At 67.7% G+C, this 16,357-nt stretch carries 14 protein-coding genes, 1 tRNA gene and 1 pseudogene; 8 read left to right on the plus strand and 8 right to left on the minus strand.

Features of this window, described 5'->3' with window-relative positions:
• Nucleotides 1-291: 291 nt before the first annotated feature.
• Nucleotides 292-1,065 carry a ribosomal RNA small subunit methyltransferase A gene (locus tag GNX95_RS07960; RefSeq protein ID WP_163506470.1) on the plus strand — a complete coding sequence of 258 codons (774 nt, stop codon included), beginning with the start codon at nucleotides 292-294 and terminating at the stop codon, nucleotides 1,063-1,065.
• 124 nt (nucleotides 1,066-1,189) lie between these two features.
• On the opposite strand, the gene rpsA is transcribed toward GNX95_RS07960, so the two are convergent.
• Complete coding sequence (rpsA, locus tag GNX95_RS07965; protein ID WP_163506471.1) at nucleotides 1,190-2,671, minus strand: 30S ribosomal protein S1; 1,482 nt, start codon at nucleotides 2,669-2,671, stop codon at nucleotides 1,190-1,192.
• Nucleotides 2,672-3,014: 343 nt separating this feature from the next.
• Here rpsA and GNX95_RS07970 point away from each other — a divergent pair, with 343 nt between their 5' ends.
• From GNX95_RS07970 to GNX95_RS07985, 4 genes are all read left to right on the plus strand, one after another.
• A complete protein-coding gene (locus tag GNX95_RS07970) occupies nucleotides 3,015-3,845 on the plus strand; it encodes a class I SAM-dependent methyltransferase (protein ID WP_163506472.1) in 831 nt (276 codons plus the stop codon).
• Nucleotides 3,846-4,030: 185 nt separating this feature from the next.
• Nucleotides 4,031-4,597 (plus strand): ATP-binding cassette domain-containing protein, encoded by a 567-nt coding sequence (locus tag GNX95_RS07975; RefSeq protein WP_163506473.1) that lies wholly within the window; start codon nucleotides 4,031-4,033, stop codon nucleotides 4,595-4,597.
• 6 nt (nucleotides 4,598-4,603) lie between these two features.
• Entirely contained in the window at nucleotides 4,604-6,499 is a 1,896-nt protein-coding gene (locus tag GNX95_RS07980; RefSeq protein WP_163506474.1) for a YhgE/Pip domain-containing protein, read from the plus strand.
• Complete coding sequence (locus GNX95_RS07985; protein WP_163506475.1) at nucleotides 6,496-7,101, plus strand: TetR/AcrR family transcriptional regulator; 606 nt, start codon at nucleotides 6,496-6,498, stop codon at nucleotides 7,099-7,101. Before GNX95_RS07980 ends, GNX95_RS07985 begins: the two co-directional genes overlap by 4 nt.
• Here the strand turns inward: GNX95_RS07985 and GNX95_RS07990 are convergent.
• Together GNX95_RS07990 and polA are read right to left on the minus strand one after the other, a co-directional pair.
• Entirely contained in the window at nucleotides 7,098-7,310 is a 213-nt protein-coding gene (locus GNX95_RS07990) for a hypothetical protein (protein WP_163506476.1), read from the minus strand. The two genes, GNX95_RS07985 and GNX95_RS07990, sit on opposite strands and share 4 nt — an antisense overlap.
• Nucleotides 7,310-10,021 (minus strand): DNA polymerase I, encoded by a 2,712-nt coding sequence (polA, locus tag GNX95_RS07995; protein ID WP_163506477.1) that lies wholly within the window; start codon nucleotides 10,019-10,021, stop codon nucleotides 7,310-7,312. Before polA ends, GNX95_RS07990 begins: the two co-directional genes overlap by 1 nt.
• Before the next feature lie 59 nt (nucleotides 10,022-10,080).
• Here polA and GNX95_RS08000 point away from each other — a divergent pair, with 59 nt between their 5' ends.
• Nucleotides 10,081-10,563 (plus strand): PaaI family thioesterase, encoded by a 483-nt coding sequence (locus tag GNX95_RS08000; RefSeq protein ID WP_246281533.1) that lies wholly within the window; start codon nucleotides 10,081-10,083, stop codon nucleotides 10,561-10,563.
• A gap of 94 nt (nucleotides 10,564-10,657) precedes the next feature.
• Complete coding sequence (locus GNX95_RS08005) at nucleotides 10,658-11,389, plus strand: superantigen-like protein SSL4 (RefSeq protein WP_163506478.1); 732 nt, start codon at nucleotides 10,658-10,660, stop codon at nucleotides 11,387-11,389.
• Here GNX95_RS08005 and GNX95_RS08010 read toward each other — a convergent pair whose 3' ends face one another.
• Both GNX95_RS08010 and GNX95_RS08015 read right to left on the minus strand, forming a co-directional pair.
• Nucleotides 11,390-11,947 (minus strand): GNAT family N-acetyltransferase, encoded by a 558-nt coding sequence (locus GNX95_RS08010; protein ID WP_163506479.1) that lies wholly within the window; start codon nucleotides 11,945-11,947, stop codon nucleotides 11,390-11,392.
• Between the two features lie 157 nt (nucleotides 11,948-12,104).
• A complete protein-coding gene (locus GNX95_RS08015) occupies nucleotides 12,105-12,695 on the minus strand; it encodes an ANTAR domain-containing response regulator (RefSeq protein ID WP_281356883.1) in 591 nt (196 codons plus the stop codon).
• A 149-nt stretch (nucleotides 12,696-12,844) separates the two neighbouring features.
• Between GNX95_RS08015 and GNX95_RS08020 the strand changes: the two genes are divergently transcribed.
• Nucleotides 12,845-12,917, plus strand: a tRNA-Leu gene (locus tag GNX95_RS08020).
• A 581-nt stretch (nucleotides 12,918-13,498) separates the two neighbouring features.
• Here GNX95_RS08020 and GNX95_RS44210 read toward each other — a convergent pair.
• From GNX95_RS44210 to GNX95_RS08040, 3 genes and pseudogenes are all read right to left on the minus strand, one after another.
• Nucleotides 13,499-14,716: pseudogene (locus GNX95_RS44210) on the minus strand (recombinase family protein); the annotation flags it as partial.
• Between the two features lie 92 nt (nucleotides 14,717-14,808).
• Nucleotides 14,809-15,054 (minus strand): hypothetical protein, encoded by a 246-nt coding sequence (locus GNX95_RS08035; protein ID WP_163506480.1) that lies wholly within the window; start codon nucleotides 15,052-15,054, stop codon nucleotides 14,809-14,811.
• A 727-nt stretch (nucleotides 15,055-15,781) separates the two neighbouring features.
• The gene (locus GNX95_RS08040) at nucleotides 15,782-16,312 is read right to left on the minus strand and encodes an AMP-binding protein (RefSeq protein ID WP_246281534.1); all 531 of its coding nucleotides are present in this window, start codon (nucleotides 16,310-16,312) and stop codon (nucleotides 15,782-15,784) included.
• Nucleotides 16,313-16,357 lie beyond the last annotated feature (45 nt).

Raw genomic sequence — 16,357 nt, forward strand, 5'->3', positions numbered from 1 at the left:
CCACGATCTGTCGCGTACGCCGAGTCCGACAAAAGTCGTTGCCATTTCTGGGACGTGAGCGACTGATATCGGTTGGCGACCGCACCGGTGGTCACGGTACCGTCGTGCACATGGGTTCCCCCAACTGCGGCGCGACCGCGTTCATGCGGCTGCGCGTCCGGTGAGACCGGCGACGCTTTCCTGATCTCCTGACGGCCTGTCCGAGCCGCTCAGTGAGTACGTCGTCGGTTGCCACGTCCGCCGCTCGGATGTGGCTTTCGTCTTTCCCGACGTACTCACTGGAGGACACACGTGTCCCGGTTGCCCAACACCTCCGCTGGCGTCCACTTCCTGACCGACCAGCGGACGATCCGCGCGTTGCTTCGCTCGGCCGCGCCCAAACCCGGCGACCTGGTCGTCGAGTTCGGTCCCGGCCAGGGCGCGCTGACCGCGCCACTTTCCCGTACCGGCGCCAAAATCCTGGCCATCGAGCGCGACCCGTCGTTCGCGCGGCGGTTGGAGCGACGGTTTGGCGGCGTCACCGTCGTACGCGCCGACCTGCGTACGGTGCCGCTCCCCCGCCGCTCGTATGCCGTTGTCGCCAACGTGCCGTTCGCCGTGTCGACCGCGCTCGTACGGCGGCTGCTGCATCCGTCCAGCACGATGACGGCGGCGGATTTGCTGGTGGAGTGGGGATTCGGCGGTCGGCTGGCACGGTCGACGCCGCGTACGGCCGAGGCCGCCGCCTGGGTCGCCGCCTACTCGATCAGCATCGGCCGGCGCGTACCAGCGGCCAGCTTCTCACCGGCGCCACGGGTCGACGCCGCTCATCTGGTGATCCGGCGTACGGTCCGGTTGACGCCGCCGATGCGTACGCTCATCCGCCGCGGTTTCGCGGCGCCGCAACGACCCGTGGCCGCCGCGCTCGGCGAGATCCATCCCCGCAAACGGGCGCATCGGTTGCTCACGTCGACCGGCATCGACCCGCCGACTCCGGTCGCCGCGCTGACAGCCGCCGAATGGAACCGCCTCGCCGCCGCCCTGATTCTTGGACCCCCCGAAACCGATGCTTCCACCGCGCTCTGACACTTCCGGCGAGCAGCGTTGTCGGAACGCCCCTTTCCATGCGTCTACTGCACGGAAAGGGGCGTTGCGACAAAAGGGGAAGGTCCCCTGAGCGCAATGCTCAGGGGACCTCCTCGGATGGTGCCTAGTTGCCGCCGGAGAGCTTGGCGCGCAGAGCGGCCAGCGCCTCGTCGGTGGCCAGGGTGCCGCCGCTGGACTGGTCGGAGTCGGACGAGTACGACGACGGCGCGCTGCCGCCACCGCCACCGCTGCCGCCGGCACCGGCCTCCGCGTCGGCCTTCTGCGCCGCCGCGATCTGCTTCTGGTGCGCGTCGAACCGGGCCTGCGCCTCGGCGTACTGCCGCTCCCACTCTTCCCGCTGCTTGTCGTAACCCTCGAGCCAGTCGTTGGTCTCCGGGTCGAAGCCCTCCGGGTAGATGTAGTTGCCGGCCTCGTCGTACTGCGCGGCCATGCCGTACTGCGTCGGGTCGAACTCGGCCGCCTCGACCGGGCCGCCCTCGTTGGCCTGCTTCAGCGACAGCGAGATCCGCCGGCGCTCCAGGTCGATGTCGATGACCTTGACCAGGATCTCGTCGCCGACGTTGACGACCTGCTCCGGGATCTCCACGTGGCGCTCGGCCAGCTCGGAGATGTGCACCAGACCCTCGATGCCCTCGTCCACCCGGACGAACGCGCCGAACGGCACCAGCTTGGTGACCCGGCCGGGGACGACCTGCGCGATCGCGTGCGTACGCGCGAACTGGCGCCACGGGTCTTCCTGGGTCGCCTTCAGCGACAGCGAGACGCGCTCGCGGTCGAGGTCGACGTCGAGGACCTCGACCTCCACCTCCTGGCCGACCTCGACGACCTCCGACGGGTGGTCGATGTGCTTCCAGGACAGCTCGGAGACGTGCACCAGACCGTCGACACCGCCGAGGTCCACGAACGCGCCGAAGTTGACGATGCTGGAGACCACACCCTTGCGGACCTGGCCCTTGGCGAGCTTGTTGAGGAACTCGCTGCGCACCTCGGACTGGGTCTGCTCCAGCCACTGGCGGCGGGACAGCACCACGTTGTTGCGGTTCTTGTCCAGCTCGATGATCTTGGCCTCGAGTTCGCGGCCGACGTACGGCTGCAGGTCGCGGACCCGGCGCATCTCGACCAGCGACGCCGGCAGGAAGCCGCGCAGACCGATGTCCAGGATCAGGCCGCCCTTGACGACCTCGATGACCGTGCCGGTGACCACACCGTCGGCCTCCTTGATCTGCTCGATCGTGCCCCAGGCACGCTCGTACTGCGCGCGCTTCTTGGACAGGATGAGCCGGCCTTCCTTGTCCTCCTTCTGGAGAACGAGGGCCTCGACGTGATCGCCGACCGAGACGACCTCGGACGGGTCGACGTCGTGCTTGATCGACAGCTCGCGGGACGGGATGACGCCTTCGGTCTTGTAGCCGATGTCCAGCAGCACTTCGTCCCGGTCAACCTTGACGATGGTGCCTTCGACGATGTCTCCGTCGTTGAAGTACTTGATGGTCTCGTCGATGGCGGCGAGGAACGCCTCCTCCGACCCGATGTCGTTGACCGCTACCTGCGGAGTGGTCGGGGGTGCCTCGGTGCTGCTCGTCATCTGGGGGGTTGCTCCGGTGGGTGGTTTATGGTGTTGGTTCCTACGCCGCGAATACTTCCGGCGGAACGGACTGCGAGCGGGGGAACTTTCCGGATCCCTGCCACCGTTTGACGGGTGGAAGACCAACCGGGCCGTCCCAGCGGAACGCGGGCGAACCGTCAGGCGTGGACCTGCTCCCTGCTGAGGCACACAGAATCCACGGCGTACGCTCGAGCGTACCGTCCCCCGCTGAGGTGGTCCAACGAGCCCCGCCCTTCGGCCGGACTCCGGCGGACATAACGGAAATCCCGTTTCCGCGAACGGCATTCACACCGCTCGCGACGGTCGCCGTAGGATCCAGCGTATGACCGAACCGCACGTGTCGGCCACCGTCCAGCTTGGCACCGTCGGCGTCGCGCACGCCGACATTTCGGCGGCCGAGAGTGTCACCGCCAACCGCCGCTGGTGGGACGCCGACGCGGACGACTACCAAGCCGAGCACGGCGACTTTCTCGGCGACGTACGGTTCGTCTGGTGTCCGGAAGGCCTCGACGAGGCCGACGTGCGGCTGCTCGGACCGGTCGCCGGCAAACGCGTGCTGGAGGTCGGATGCGGCGCCGCACACTGCGCGCGCTGGCTCACCACGCAAGGCGCGCACGCGGTCGGCATGGACCTGTCCGCCGGAATGCTCCGGCACGCGCGAAAGATCGCCGACGCGACCGGCGTACGACCACCGCTGGTGCAGGCCACCGCGACCGCACTCCCCTTCGCCGACGCCAGCTTCGATCTGGCCTGCTCGGCGTTCGGCGCGGTGCCGTTCGTCGCCGACTCCGACCGGCTGATGGCCGAGGTCTCCCGCGTCCTCAAGCCGGGTGGCCGATGGGTTTTCTCGGTGACGCATCCGATGCGCTGGGTCTTCCCCGACGATCCCGGCGAGGCCGGCCTGGTCGCGCAGACGTCGTACTTCGACCGCACGCCGTACGTGGAGGTGGACGAGGCGGGCGCAGCAACCTACGCCGAGCACCACCGGACGCTCGGCGACCGGCTGCGCGAGCTGGTCGCCGCCGGTTTCGCGCTGACCGACCTGATCGAACCGGAGTGGCCGGAGGGTCACGTGCGACTGTGGGGCCAGTGGAGTCCATTGCGCGGCCACATCTTCCCTGGTACGGCCATCTTCGTCTGCGACAAGCGCTGACGTCCGACGACGCAATCGGGTTCCGATTGCGTCGTCGAATGGTGGCTGAGCTGCGGGTTTGTCATAACTGGAGACATTCGGGCACCGGCGAGAGGGACATCACGGCCACGCAAGGTTGAGCGCGGGCAGGTGGCGGGATAAATTTGTACTGGCTGGTCAGTTCAAATAGTAGCGGAGGCGGGTCGATGGAGATCCAGGCGGACGGCGTGGCCGTACGGACCAGGCGTGGCACCGCGCTCGCGCCGGTCACCGTCACGCTGACCAGCGGAGACGTGGTCGCGCTGAGCGGTCCGCCGGGGTCCGGCCACACCGTGCTGAGCCTGGTGCTGGCCGGCCGGATGAGGCCGACCGAAGGCGCCGTACGCATCGACGGCCGTGCCGACCAGCGTGCGCTCGCCAAGGCGGTCCGCCTCGTCAGCGACCAGGCGCCGTTTGGTCCCGAGCCGTCGCTGCCGCTGTCCGTCACGGTTGCCGAAGCACTGCACCTCACCGGCCGGCCGGCGCACCGCGACGACGTGCGCCGCTGGCTCGACGGCCTCGACGGCGACGCGCGCACCGACGCCACCGCGACCGAGCGGCTCATCCCGCTGCTGACCCGCATCGCGGCGAGTACGCCAGGCGTCGCGGCGGTTGTCGTCGACGCGCCGCGCAGCGCCAACGACTGGGACGCGATGCGCGCTATCGCAGACCAAGGTGTCGCGATCGCGGTGAACACACATGCCGACGCACCTGTCGACACGATCCGGATCTGAGGAGACATGCGTACGCTTCGGCTCGCCGGCACCGAGCTTCGCCGGTTTACCACTGGGAAAATGCCAAAGCTCGCAATGGTAGCGGTGCTGCTGCTGCCACTGCTCTATGGCGCGCTCTATCTCTACGCCTTCTGGGACCCGTACGGCCGGCTGCCCAACGCGCCGGCCGCGCTCGTGGTCGCCGACAAAGGCACGACCGTCGACGGCCGGCACACCAACGCCGGCCAGGACCTGGCCAAGCGGCTCACCGCGTCGAAGTCGGCCTTTGGCTGGCAGGTCACCACCGCCGCGGACGCGTCCAAAGGCGTCGCCGACGGCAGTTACTACCTGTCGCTCACGATCCCGGCCAACTTCTCCGAGCAGCTCGCCTCGCCGGCCGGCGACGATCCGCAGCAGGCACAGCTGCAGGTGACCACCAACGACGCCAACAACTATCTCGCCGGCACGATCGGCAAGGCGGTGTTCAGCGAGGTGCGCACCGCGGTCGCCGCGCAGGCCGGCGCCAAGTACGCGGACACGATGCTGATCGGCTTCACCCAGCTGCACGCCTCGACGCTGCAGGCCGCCTCCGGCAGCAACCAGCTCGCCGGCGGTGCCGACCAGCTGACCGCGGGCCTCGGCACGCTCGCCAGCGGCGCCGGCCAGCTGAGCAGCGGCACCGGGCAGCTCTCCAGCGGCCTCGACCAGCTGGACACCTCGACAGCGGATCTTCCTTCCGCGACACAGAAACTCGCCGCCGGATCGGCCAAGGTCGCCGCCGGTGACAAGCAGATCGCGGCCATCGGCGACCAGGCCAACACCGCGCTCGGCAACGCCGTCAGTACGCTCAAAACCGACCGGTCCTCGGTCGTACAGCGGCTGCGGCAGGACGGCCTCACGGACGCGCAGATCACCGAGATCATGGCGTCGTACGACAAAGCGACCGGCCGGCTGTCATCGGCCTCGACCGTCGTCTCCGGCAAAGCCGCACAGCTCGACCAGCTGTCCGCCGGAGCCGCACAAGTGGCCGCTGGCAACGCAAAACTCGCCGCCGCGGCGCCGGCACTGCACAACGGCATCCACAAAGCGGCCACTGGTGCCGCACAGCTCGACTCCGGCGCCGGGCAGCTGTCCAGCGGTCTCCAGCAGGCACACACCGGCGCGTCGAAGCTGGCGACCGGCGCGCACACGTTGTCGAGCAAGCTGAGCGGCGGCGCCGACCAGATCCCGCATCCGGACGCGGCCACGCGCAACCAGCAGGCCGGCACCATGGGCGACCCGGTGGCCGTACACACCGTCGCGGACAACAAGGTCCCCAACTACGGCACCGGTTTCGCGCCGTACTTCCTGCCGCTGGCCCTCTGGGTCGGCGCGGTCGTGCTCTACATGCTGCTGCGGCCGCTGTCCGAGCGCGCTCTCGCGGCACGTACGCCGGCCTTCTCGACCGCGCTCGCGGGCTGGCTCCCGGCGGCGGCGATCGGCGCGCTGCAAGGCCTGCTGCTGATCGCGGTCGTGGTTTTCGGACTTGGCCTGCAGGTCGGCAATCCGCTCGGCATGGTTGCCTTCCTGGTGTTGACTGCGTTGGTGTTCACCGCCCTGGTCCAGATGTTCCTGGCGACCTTCGGCACGCCCGGGCGGCTGCTCGGCCTGGTCGCGCTGATGGTGCAGCTGGTCAGCGCCGGCGGCACGTATCCGTGGCAGACGACGCCGCCGGTGCTGCGCTTCCTGCATCCGCTGCTGCCGATGTCGTACGTCGTGGACGCGCTGCGGCACCTGATCGCCGGCGACGGCGGTGGCACGATCGTCCGCGATGCGTTGGTGCTGCTGGCATTCGGCGTCGGAGCGTTGGCGATCACGACGTACGCGGCATATCGCAAGCGGACCTGGTCGCTGAGCCGCCTGCACCCGGAAATCGCGATATGAGCGCGAAAGAAGACGGTCGCAGCGCGCGGTCGCTGGAGACGCGCGGCCGGATTTTCCAGGCCACGCTCAAACTCATCGCCGAACGCGGTGCGGTCGAGATGTCCGTCGACGAGATCGCCGCGACGGCCGGTGTCGCCAAGGGCACGATTTTCTACAACTTCGGCAGCAAGTCCGGCCTGATCGAAGCCCTGCTGACGTATGGCGTCGACCGGGTCACCGAGGCAATGTCGGCTGCGGCGCAAGGAAAAGCGCCACTCGACGCGATGACCGCGATGGTCGGCACGTTGCTGGACTTCGTCGACAACTACCACGGATACGCGCAGTTGCTGGTCGCCGAGATGTGGCTGACCAAGCGCCAGTGGGACGAGACGCTGCGGCTCGTACGGTCGCGGGTCATCGGCCTGCTGCAGGACGGCCTTGACGAGGCCGTACGCGCCGGGGTCGCCTCCCCCGACCTGCGCGACACCGGCCTGGCGGCAAGCGCGCTGTTCGGCTCGACTTTGGTGGTGGCGCTGGACAATCGGCTGTCGGCCAATCCCCGGCCGACAGCCGATGTCCGCGACGAGCTGCTGTCGCTGATCCGCGCACGCGCGACCGGCTAGTCACCGTTCCACTGGAAAGCACTGTCATGTGCCGTCGACGACGACCAGCACTGCGGCTGTGTCGCCGGATGACGACCGATGACGCCGCCGGGCTCGACGCGCAACGAGGTCACCGAACAACCGTCCACGCGTACCAGCGGCGACGCCGTCCGGCCGGTGCTGCCGAACCGCTCGACGGTCTGCTCGCCGGACAACGCCAGCAACCGCACTAGTGGCCCGCCTCGTTCCAGTCGCAGCCGACGCCGATCGACACGTCGAGCGGCACGGACAGCTGATAGGCCGAACCCATCTCGCGGCGTGCCAGCTCCTCGACCGCCTCGCGCTCACCGTCGGCGACCTCGAAGACGAGCTCGTCGTGCACCTGCAGCAGCAGCCGCGACTTCAGGCCGGACGTACGCAGTGCCTCGTCGACGCCGAGCATCGCCAGCTTGATGACGTCGGCGGCCGACCCCTGGATCGGCGCGTTGAGCGCCATCCGCTCGGCCATCTCGCGCCGCTGCCGGTTGTCGCTGATCAGGTCCGGCAGGTAACGCCGGCGGCCGAGCACGGTCGCCGTGTAGCCGTCGCGGCGTGCCTGCGTGACCAGCGACTGCAGATAGTCGCGTACGCCGCCGAAGCGCTCGAAATAGCCGTCCATCAACCCGCGCGCCTCCTCGGTGGAGATGCGCAGCTGCTGCGACAGGCCGTACGCGGACAGGCCGTAGGCGAGGCCGTAGTTCATCGCCTTGATCTTGGCGCGCTGCTCCAGCGAGACCGCCTCCGGCTCGACGCCGAACACGGTGGCCGCGGTCGCCGCGTGGAAGTCGAAGCCGGAGTTGAACGCCTCGATCAGCTTCTCGTCCTCGGACAAGTGCGCCATGATCCGCATCTCGATCTGGCTGTAGTCGGCGGTCAGCAGCGTCTCGAAGCCCTTGCCCACCACGAACGCGCGGCGGATCAGCCGGCCCTCGTCGGTGCGGATCGGGATGTTCTGCAGGTTGGGGTCGTTGGAGGACAGCCGGCCGGTGGCGGCGATCATCTGGTTGTACGTGGTGTGGATGCGGCCGTCGTCGGAGACCGTTTTGATCAGACCATCCACTGTGGACTTGAGCCGGGCCACGTCGCGGTGCCGCAGCAGGTGCATGAGCAGTGGATGCTCGGTCTGCGCGTACAGGCCCTGCAGCGCGTCGGCGTCGGTGGTGTAGCCGGTCTTGATCCGCTTGGTCTTGGGCAGCTGCAGCTCGTCGAACAGGATCGCCTGCAGCTGTTTGGGCGAGCCGAGGTTGAACTCGCGGCCGAGCACACCGTACGCGGACTCCGCGGCCTCCTTGACACCGGCCGCGAACTGCGCCTGCAGCTCGGCCAGATAGTCGGTGTCGGCGGCGATGCCGGCCTGTTCCATCCGCGCCAGCACGCCGATCAGCGGCAGCTCGACGTCAGCCAGCAGCTCGGTGCCGTTGCTGGCGGTCAGCTCACCGCTCAACGCCTCGTTGAGGTCGACGGTCGCGGCGGCGCGCAGCATCAGCGCCTCCGCCGCGTTATCGCTCTCCGCGTCGTCGAAGGACAGCTGGCCGGTGTCCGGCTCTTCCGTACGCAGCTCGCGCTTGAGCTGGCGCAGTACCAGGTCGGCGAGGTCGTACGAGCGCTGGTCGGGTCGGATCAGGTACGCGGCGAGCGCGGTGTCGGAGACGACGCCGTCCAGCGTCAGGCCGCGCGCGGCCAAGGCCAGGATCGGCCCCTTCACGTCGTGCAGCACCTTCGGCCGGGTGGGGTCGGCGAGCCAGCCGGCCAGCACCTGCTCGTCATCGAGGTCGAGGCTCGCCGGGTCGATCCAGGCCGCGTGGCCGCCGGTCGCGCCGGACAACGTGGACAGCGCGATCGCGGTGACCTCACCGGTGCCGCGGCTCCACGAACCGGCCAGCGCGACGCCGATCGGCTCGGACCCGGACGCGTGCTCCCGCAGCCAGCCGGCCAGCTCGCCGGGGCCTGGCCGGCGCATGTCCAGCTCGAAGCCGGACTCGGCCTCCGGCTCGGCGGCCTCGAGGTATTCGTACAGCCGGTTGCGCAGCACGGTGAACTCGAGCGAGTCGAACAGCCGGTGCACGGCGTCGCGGTCCCAGTTGCGCCGGACCAGCTCCGGGATGCCGATCGGCAGGCTCAGATCGCGGATCAGGCCGTTGATCTGCCGGTTGCGGATCACGTCGGCGAGGTGCTCGCGCAGCGCCTCACCCTTCTTGCCTTTGATCTGGTCGGCGTGCTGCACGACGCCGTCCAGCGAGCCGTACTGCTGGATCCACTTGGACGCGAAACCCGGGCCGACGCCAGGCACGCCCGGCAGGTTGTCGCTGCTCTCGCCGACGATGGCGGCCAGATCCGGATACTGACCGGGGGCGATGCCGTATTTCTCGGTCACCGCGGCCGGCGTCATCCGGCCCAGGTCGGACACGCCCTTACGTGGATAGAGCACCGTGACGTTGTCGGTGACCAGCTGGAAGGTGTCGCGGTCGCCGCTGCAGACCAGCACCTGCATGCCCTCGGCCTCGGCCTGCGTGGTGAGCGTGGCGAGGATGTCGTCGGCCTCGTAGTTCTCCAGCGTGATGTAAGGAATCTTGAGCGCGTCCAGGACCTCCTGGATCAGGCTCACCTGCCCCTTGAAGTCGCTCGGCGTCTCGCTGCGGTTGGCCTTGTATTCCGCGTACTGCTCGGTGCGGAACGACTTGCGCGCCAGGTCGAAGGCCACCCCGATGTGCGTCGGGTCCTCGTCGCGCAGCACGTTGATCAGCATCGAGGTGAAGCCGAACACCGCGTTGGTCACCTGGCCGGTGGTGGTCGAGAAGTTCTCCACCGGCAGCGCGAAGAACGCGCGATATGCCAGCGAATGGCCGTCCAGAAGCAGCAGTCGCTGTGCGTTAGATCCGTCACGAGGGGGCTGGTCGCTCACCACTGAGAGCCTAGTCTTCGGCTACGACATTTCCGTTCCAGGGTGGAGGTCAACCCCCGGTGACCAGCACAGAGGCCGCGGACCGGCTCGACCTGTCCGACCCGGCCGTCCAGCAGGCCGTCCTGGCCCAGCTCAACGGCTTCCTCGGCGAGCTGCCGTCGCGGATGGGGATCCGGTACGTCGAGGTCGGGCCCGGCCGGCTGGTCGCGACGATGCCGGTCGAGGGAAACCGGCAGCCGCTCGGCCTGTTGCACGGCGGCGCGTCGTGCGTACTCGCCGAGACCGTCGGCTCCACCGCCGCGGCCCTGCACGGCCAGCGACGCGGCCGCGTCTCGGTTGGCGTCGACATCAACGCCACCCACCACCGCGCCGCGCGGTCCGGCACGGTCACCGCTGTGTGTACGCCGCTCTACGAAGGCGGCAGCGTCACCACGCACTCGATCGCCATCACCGACGACGAGGGCCGGCTGGTGTGCTCGGCCAGGATGACGTGCCAGCTGATCACGACCTCCGGCTCGTACCTGCCCGATCCCCGCTCCTGACCACCGGGCCGAGAAGCTGACCGGCCAAACCGGCCCCAAGGTTGCCTGGTGTCACTAACCTGTCACCTATGCCGCCGCTGAGAGGTACGGGGACGTGGCACTGATCAACACCGTCGCTGGTGGGCTCATCGTCGCACTCGCGCTTTTCGCTCTGACTCTTTTCGCCGCGGCTTTCACGGGGCAGGACACCTCTGTCGGCGGCAGCACGGTCCGCGGGTCGAACCGGCGCACCGTCAGGAGGCGGCAGCAGAAGGCGGCGGCCATCGTCGGCGGGGCGACCGTCGTGCTGGCGGTCCTCGTGATCGCCGCGAACGTCCTGGCCGATGGTCATGGCGGCGGCGACAATGCCACGACCTCGCCGCCCACCGCGGCCGCCGCTGGCCAGGCCACGCCGCCGGCGTCCACGCCGTCGACGACGGCTTCCCCAACGGCCCGACCCGCACCTGTGCTGTGGCACGGCAAGTTGCGTCTGGAGGGATACTCCGGCGTGGACACGGCGACGGTGCCACCGACGGTGGTCTCGCCGAGCACGGTCAATCCGCCCGTCGCGTTTTTCCAGTACAAGGGGAAGATCCATGCCGGCGAGGACATCCGCGCGTCGTCCGGCATAGCCGAGTGGACCGGGTCCGAAACCGCCACCGCGGGCGGCTGCGCCAACGTGCTCGCCACCCAGCCCGCGACGACACTCTCCGAGGCACCGGGACTGCGGTTCTGCACCCAAGGTGGACAAAACCACCAGCTGGGATTCGCCTCCATCGCGTCGTACGACGGCACCACGACTCAGGTCGATCTCACGATCTGGAGCCAGACCTACGGCTCGGGCTGATCAGGCGACGCCGGCACTGGGCTCGGTGTGGCCGTGGCCGAAGTCGATGGCGATGTCCGGAACGGCGAGGTTGCGGCGGAGCAACTGCACCGACGCCACGCGCTGCACGGCCAGCGGCACGAATCCGAGCCGCGCGAAGAACTTGTTGCCTTCTCGGGACGCCGGCACCACGCCGGCCACCACGTGCTCGGCGCCGATCTGCTCGGCGAACGCGGCGGCCGCGCCGATCAGGCTGCGGCCGGCGCCCTGGCCGCGGCGGTGCCGCTCGACCACCACGTGCGAGAGCCGCGCCGCCGGCAGGTCCATCAGCGGACCGGTGCGTACCTCGGCGAGCACCCCCATGCCGGCGGCGTCGCCATGGTCGTCCTCCACGATGACGACGTGCCGCCGGGGATCGCATAGCAGCGCCTCGTAGCGGCTGCGGTGCGCCGGCAACGGCTGGCCGGACGGCCGGCCGAGCGGCCGGCGCGTCGCGAGGTCGGAGGCGATCGCGGCGAACCGGAGCACCAGCTCCAGGTCGGCGACGCCAGCGCGGCGGACGGTGAAGTTGTGGACCAACGCGACCCCCCTAGCACCCCTGGCCCGTGCCGGCGGACCGCGGAGACGAGCCACGGCAGACGGCGACGGGTCCCCCGACCGGGATCAACGGTAGCGCCGAGTTGCGGACCACCCCGAGGCCGGGGTAGAACCTGCCGCTGACCGATGGGTCAGCGGGTCAGGGTTGCTCGGCAAGGCCCTTCAGCACGGCGGCGGCGACCGTACGCATGGACGTACGCCGGTTCATCGCGGCGCGCTGGATCCACCGGAACGCCTCCGGCTCGGTCATCCCGTGCTCGTCCATCAGCACGCCCTTGGCGCGCTCCACGATCTTGCGGGTCTCCAGCCGCTGCGTGAGGTCGGAGACCTCGGCCTCCAGCGTGACGATCTCGGCGAACCGGGCCGTGGCCATGTCGATGGCCGGCAGCAGGTCCTTCTTCTGGAACGGCTTCACCAGATAGGCCATGGCGCCCGCCGAGCGTGCCCGTTCGACCAGGTCACGCTGGCTGAACGCGGTCAGGATGACCACCGGCGCGATCCGCGCGCCGGCGATCCGCTCGGCGGCCGCGATGCCGTCCAGCACCGGCATCTTCACGTCCAGGATCACCAGGTCCGGTCGCAGCTGCTCGGCCTGCTGGACCGCCTGCTCGCCGTCGCCGACGGCGCCGACGACCTCGAACCCTTCCTCGGTGAGCATCTCGGAAAGATCCAGGCGGATCAGCGCTTCATCCTCCGCGATCAGCACACGGCGTGGGGAAGCGTCTGTCACGGTGACTCCTCGACTGCGATGGCGGCGTGAAGGCTCAACAATACGAAACCGCGGACTCGACGAACCGCAGCCCGACAAGCGTGTTGCCCTCACCGGTACCCTAATCGTTCGAGGCCGCAGCGTACCGGGATACTCTGTAGGACGGTCAGGCCCCCGTAGCCCAACGGCAGAGGCAACGGATTCAAAACCCGTCCAGTGTGCGTTCGAATCGCACCGGGGGCACGTACAGCATCCACACCAATGCTGACGTGCGTGATCGTCGAAGGCACCGGCTCGGGCCTCGTGTTCACGGCCGCGACGGCTTGTGCGGCGGCTTCGACTTCGTCGAGCTGGTCGGCTGGCAGTGTGATGTGGACAGTGGCTGAGCCGGTCTCGTGGTCGAGGTGGACGGCCAGTTTGGTCAGGTCATAGAGGCGCGCCTGAAGGTCTGCTGGCGCCCGATGCAGGTTGAGCGTTAAGTGCGAGAGCAACTCGACCGACGCCAAGTCGGCGGACGTGATCGCGATCGGCGCCTGTTTTGTCCGCTCGTCGAGTTGAGTCATCTCGCTCGTGATCTCGTCCCGCTGGGTGACCAGTGCGTTGAACCGGTCTCGCAGTGCTTGCCCAAACGGGTCCTCCGGGTCCAGGTCCTCTGCTTGCCTCAAGAGGTTGTCCTGCTTGCGTACGACGTCGTTCAGCCTCCTCTGCAGCTGCGTCCGCGTCGCGGAGTCCCGGCTCCCCTGCCCATCATCGCTTTGATCGATGTCGGCCATTAGCCGTTGGAGACGGGCCGTTCCGAACAGACATTCGTTGAACGCATCTTCGACGGCATCGGTGACTAACTCTTCGCGTATGTAGACAGTTGCTGGGTGGTCGGCGAACCGGTCCATCCGTCCGCGGTTGTTGTTGCGCGGCCAGCACCGGTAGTAACGGCGTCCGCGTGTGTGATGGCCATTCATCCGCCGGCCACACAAGCACAACAGACGACCGCGGTACGGATAGGTCCGTACGGTCGCCGGATGCGAGTTCGGATCAGCCCCGTCTCGCGAACCGCGCTTGTCTGCAGCTCGCTGAGTAAGCTCGTCGAACATCCATTTCGTTGTCAACGGCTCGTGGGCCGGCTCGACCGACCACACCCACATCTCCGGCGGATTGACCACGCTCCTGCCGCCGCGACTACGCCGAGCGCGGCGATTGTAGACCTGGTACCCGGTGTATTTCGGGTTCTTGACGATCTCAGCGACTGCCGACTTCGACCACGCACCTCTCGCCCGTCGCCCACCTGGCGGCTCCGGCGGCGGATGCGCCTCCAGATCTGCATTGAGCCGCTCAGCGATCGTGTCCAGCCCAAGTTTCTCGTGATAGCGCCATTTCACGATCAGCGCGACGGTCGCCGCCCGCTCACCGTCCGGCTCCAACCGCGTCTTCGTCAACCCTTTCTCCGCCTTGACCGGATTGGGGTGGCGGAACTTTTTCGCCTTATAGCCGTACGGCGGCTTGCCAATGTTGTAACCCTCACGGACGTGCGTACAGGTTCCGCCCCAGGACTGCTCCAACATGTTGAGCACTTCGAACTCTGCCACTGACTGATTGATCCGTCGCTGCAGAATCTGCTGAGCACGGCCGCCGGTCAATAGAATCGGCTCGTTCGATGCGAAAACCGCGACACCCGCATCCTCTAGCTGCCGCTCGACAGACAAGGTCTCGTACATCTTTCGAGCAATCCTTGCCATCGACTCGCAAATCACCACGTCGAATCGACGCGACGACGCTTGTGCAGATTCCGCAAGCAGATCAGCGATTCCGCCATCTCTCGCGATGGGAATGTCAAATCGCTCGTAGTTCGTTTTCTGGCCGCGCCTCTCGAGCTCCAGTCGGCCGGATTCCACATCGTAGAAGTGGCAGGCAACGACCCACGACTCCGGCAATGCGATCTTCGATCGCTCCAGTTGACGCAGCAACGACTGCCGTGGGTCTTGATGCTCCTCAGTGGACGTACGCCCCACCCAGGCGACGCGCACCTCCTTCTGCCGCACCGCCATAGGCAACCCGAAGGGTGAGACGGCCAGATCAGACAAGCCCGCCCGAGCAAACCTCTCCGTTAGACCCGGCACAGGTGGATTCGGTTCTGCGCTCACGCTTCCAACACCTTTGTCGTACGGCCATTGTCGACATCTGCCTTCGCCCAGACCAACAAGTCTCGGAGCACGCACGCCAACTCATGGGAAAGCCACACCGCTTCCAGACCGCTCACATAGTGCAGCGCGGTACCAACCATCCAGACCTGCGGTACATCGCTGCTTTCACGATGTTGGCGAGAATCACGCACGACAGAGTCTTCCTTGCCGGTATCCGATGCAAGCTCAGACCACGACCACATGCGACCACGGAGTGAGAACAGTCGCGAGGCGGGCCACCGCCTGGCAATACCAGATGAATCAGCCTTCCCGGCGCGCCAATGATAACCAGCGCGCATTGGACTTGCCAAGAATCTGCTACGGACAGTCAACATGTCGCGCGGGCATGTATCCGAACGATGCCCTGTCACGCGCCCGCCGAGTACCACTGCCGCCAGCCGCCACCGAAGTGATGCATTGCCACTACTCATACCTGATGATGCCTGGCGCCAGTCGATCATCAGTCGGTGCCATGGATTCCAACCATCGCCCGCTGCGACACCAGCGCAGTCGACTATCGCCAGGCCTGCCGCTCCGCGACAGTTCACCATCGCTCCGGCGACAGTTCGTGATAGCCGTCCATCGATCGGCGACAGCCGACTATCACCCGTGACGCCACTCCTCCATGCCCGGCCGTTCCATACACCGTTCCTGCGGAACCTGTTACGCCAATCGCCATGCACTTTCCACGGGTTCACGCTCCGGCCATGGCCTCCGTCGTTAGACAAATGCCTCGCCCAGCGCTGAAACCGAACACGTCATTTCGAGCCCTGGCTCTGCCTACGACTAGAGGTCACTCTGCAACCGGGCACCGCCGCACCCTCGGCAGCGCCGACCATCGCAACGCTCCACGATCAAGCCACGCTGCGTCGGCGATCCAATCGGCAGGCTTGGAGCCGAGGGCGACCTGCCGTTACGCAATCCGTTACCTCAGCGGACGCGACTAGAGGGCCACCAGCACCGAGTCCGCCGTACGCGCCAGGCGGCAGTCGGCTGCAGCCGACTTGCCCAGCACGCGCAGATCGGCCGACGGCACCGATTGGCAGAATCCCACCGGCTGGCCGGGTCGAGACGGAAGAACGCCGACGTGACCGTGATTTCGCTGAGCCCGTAGCAGTTCATCAGCCGCACGTTGAGCTGCCGCCACATCGCCAGCCGGTCCGGCGGCGCACGCTCGCTGCTGATGATCACCAGCAGCCAGCAGTCCGGCAGCTCGCGGCCGCGGCGGTCTAGACCGCGTGTCCACTCGTGCCGGTAGGCGACCGACAGCCTCATAACGGTCAGCCGTTCCGGCTCGATCAGGTCCACGAGATCGACACTTCCGCTGACGATGTGCCGCATCGAGACAACCAGCGCGCCACCGGTCAACCCAGTCGGAAAACTCCCGACCAGCACATCGAAATGCGGCGAGGCGAACTGCAGAAATCGTTTGCCAGACCCGAGATCGAGCCGATCAGCCACCTCACGCGCGAACACGGTCAGCGACCAGAAGGTCCGGGAGGTTGT

It is taken from the genome of Fodinicola acaciae, assembly GCF_010993745.1.
Taxonomy (GTDB): Bacteria; Actinomycetota; Actinomycetes; order Mycobacteriales; family HKI-0501; genus Fodinicola; species Fodinicola acaciae.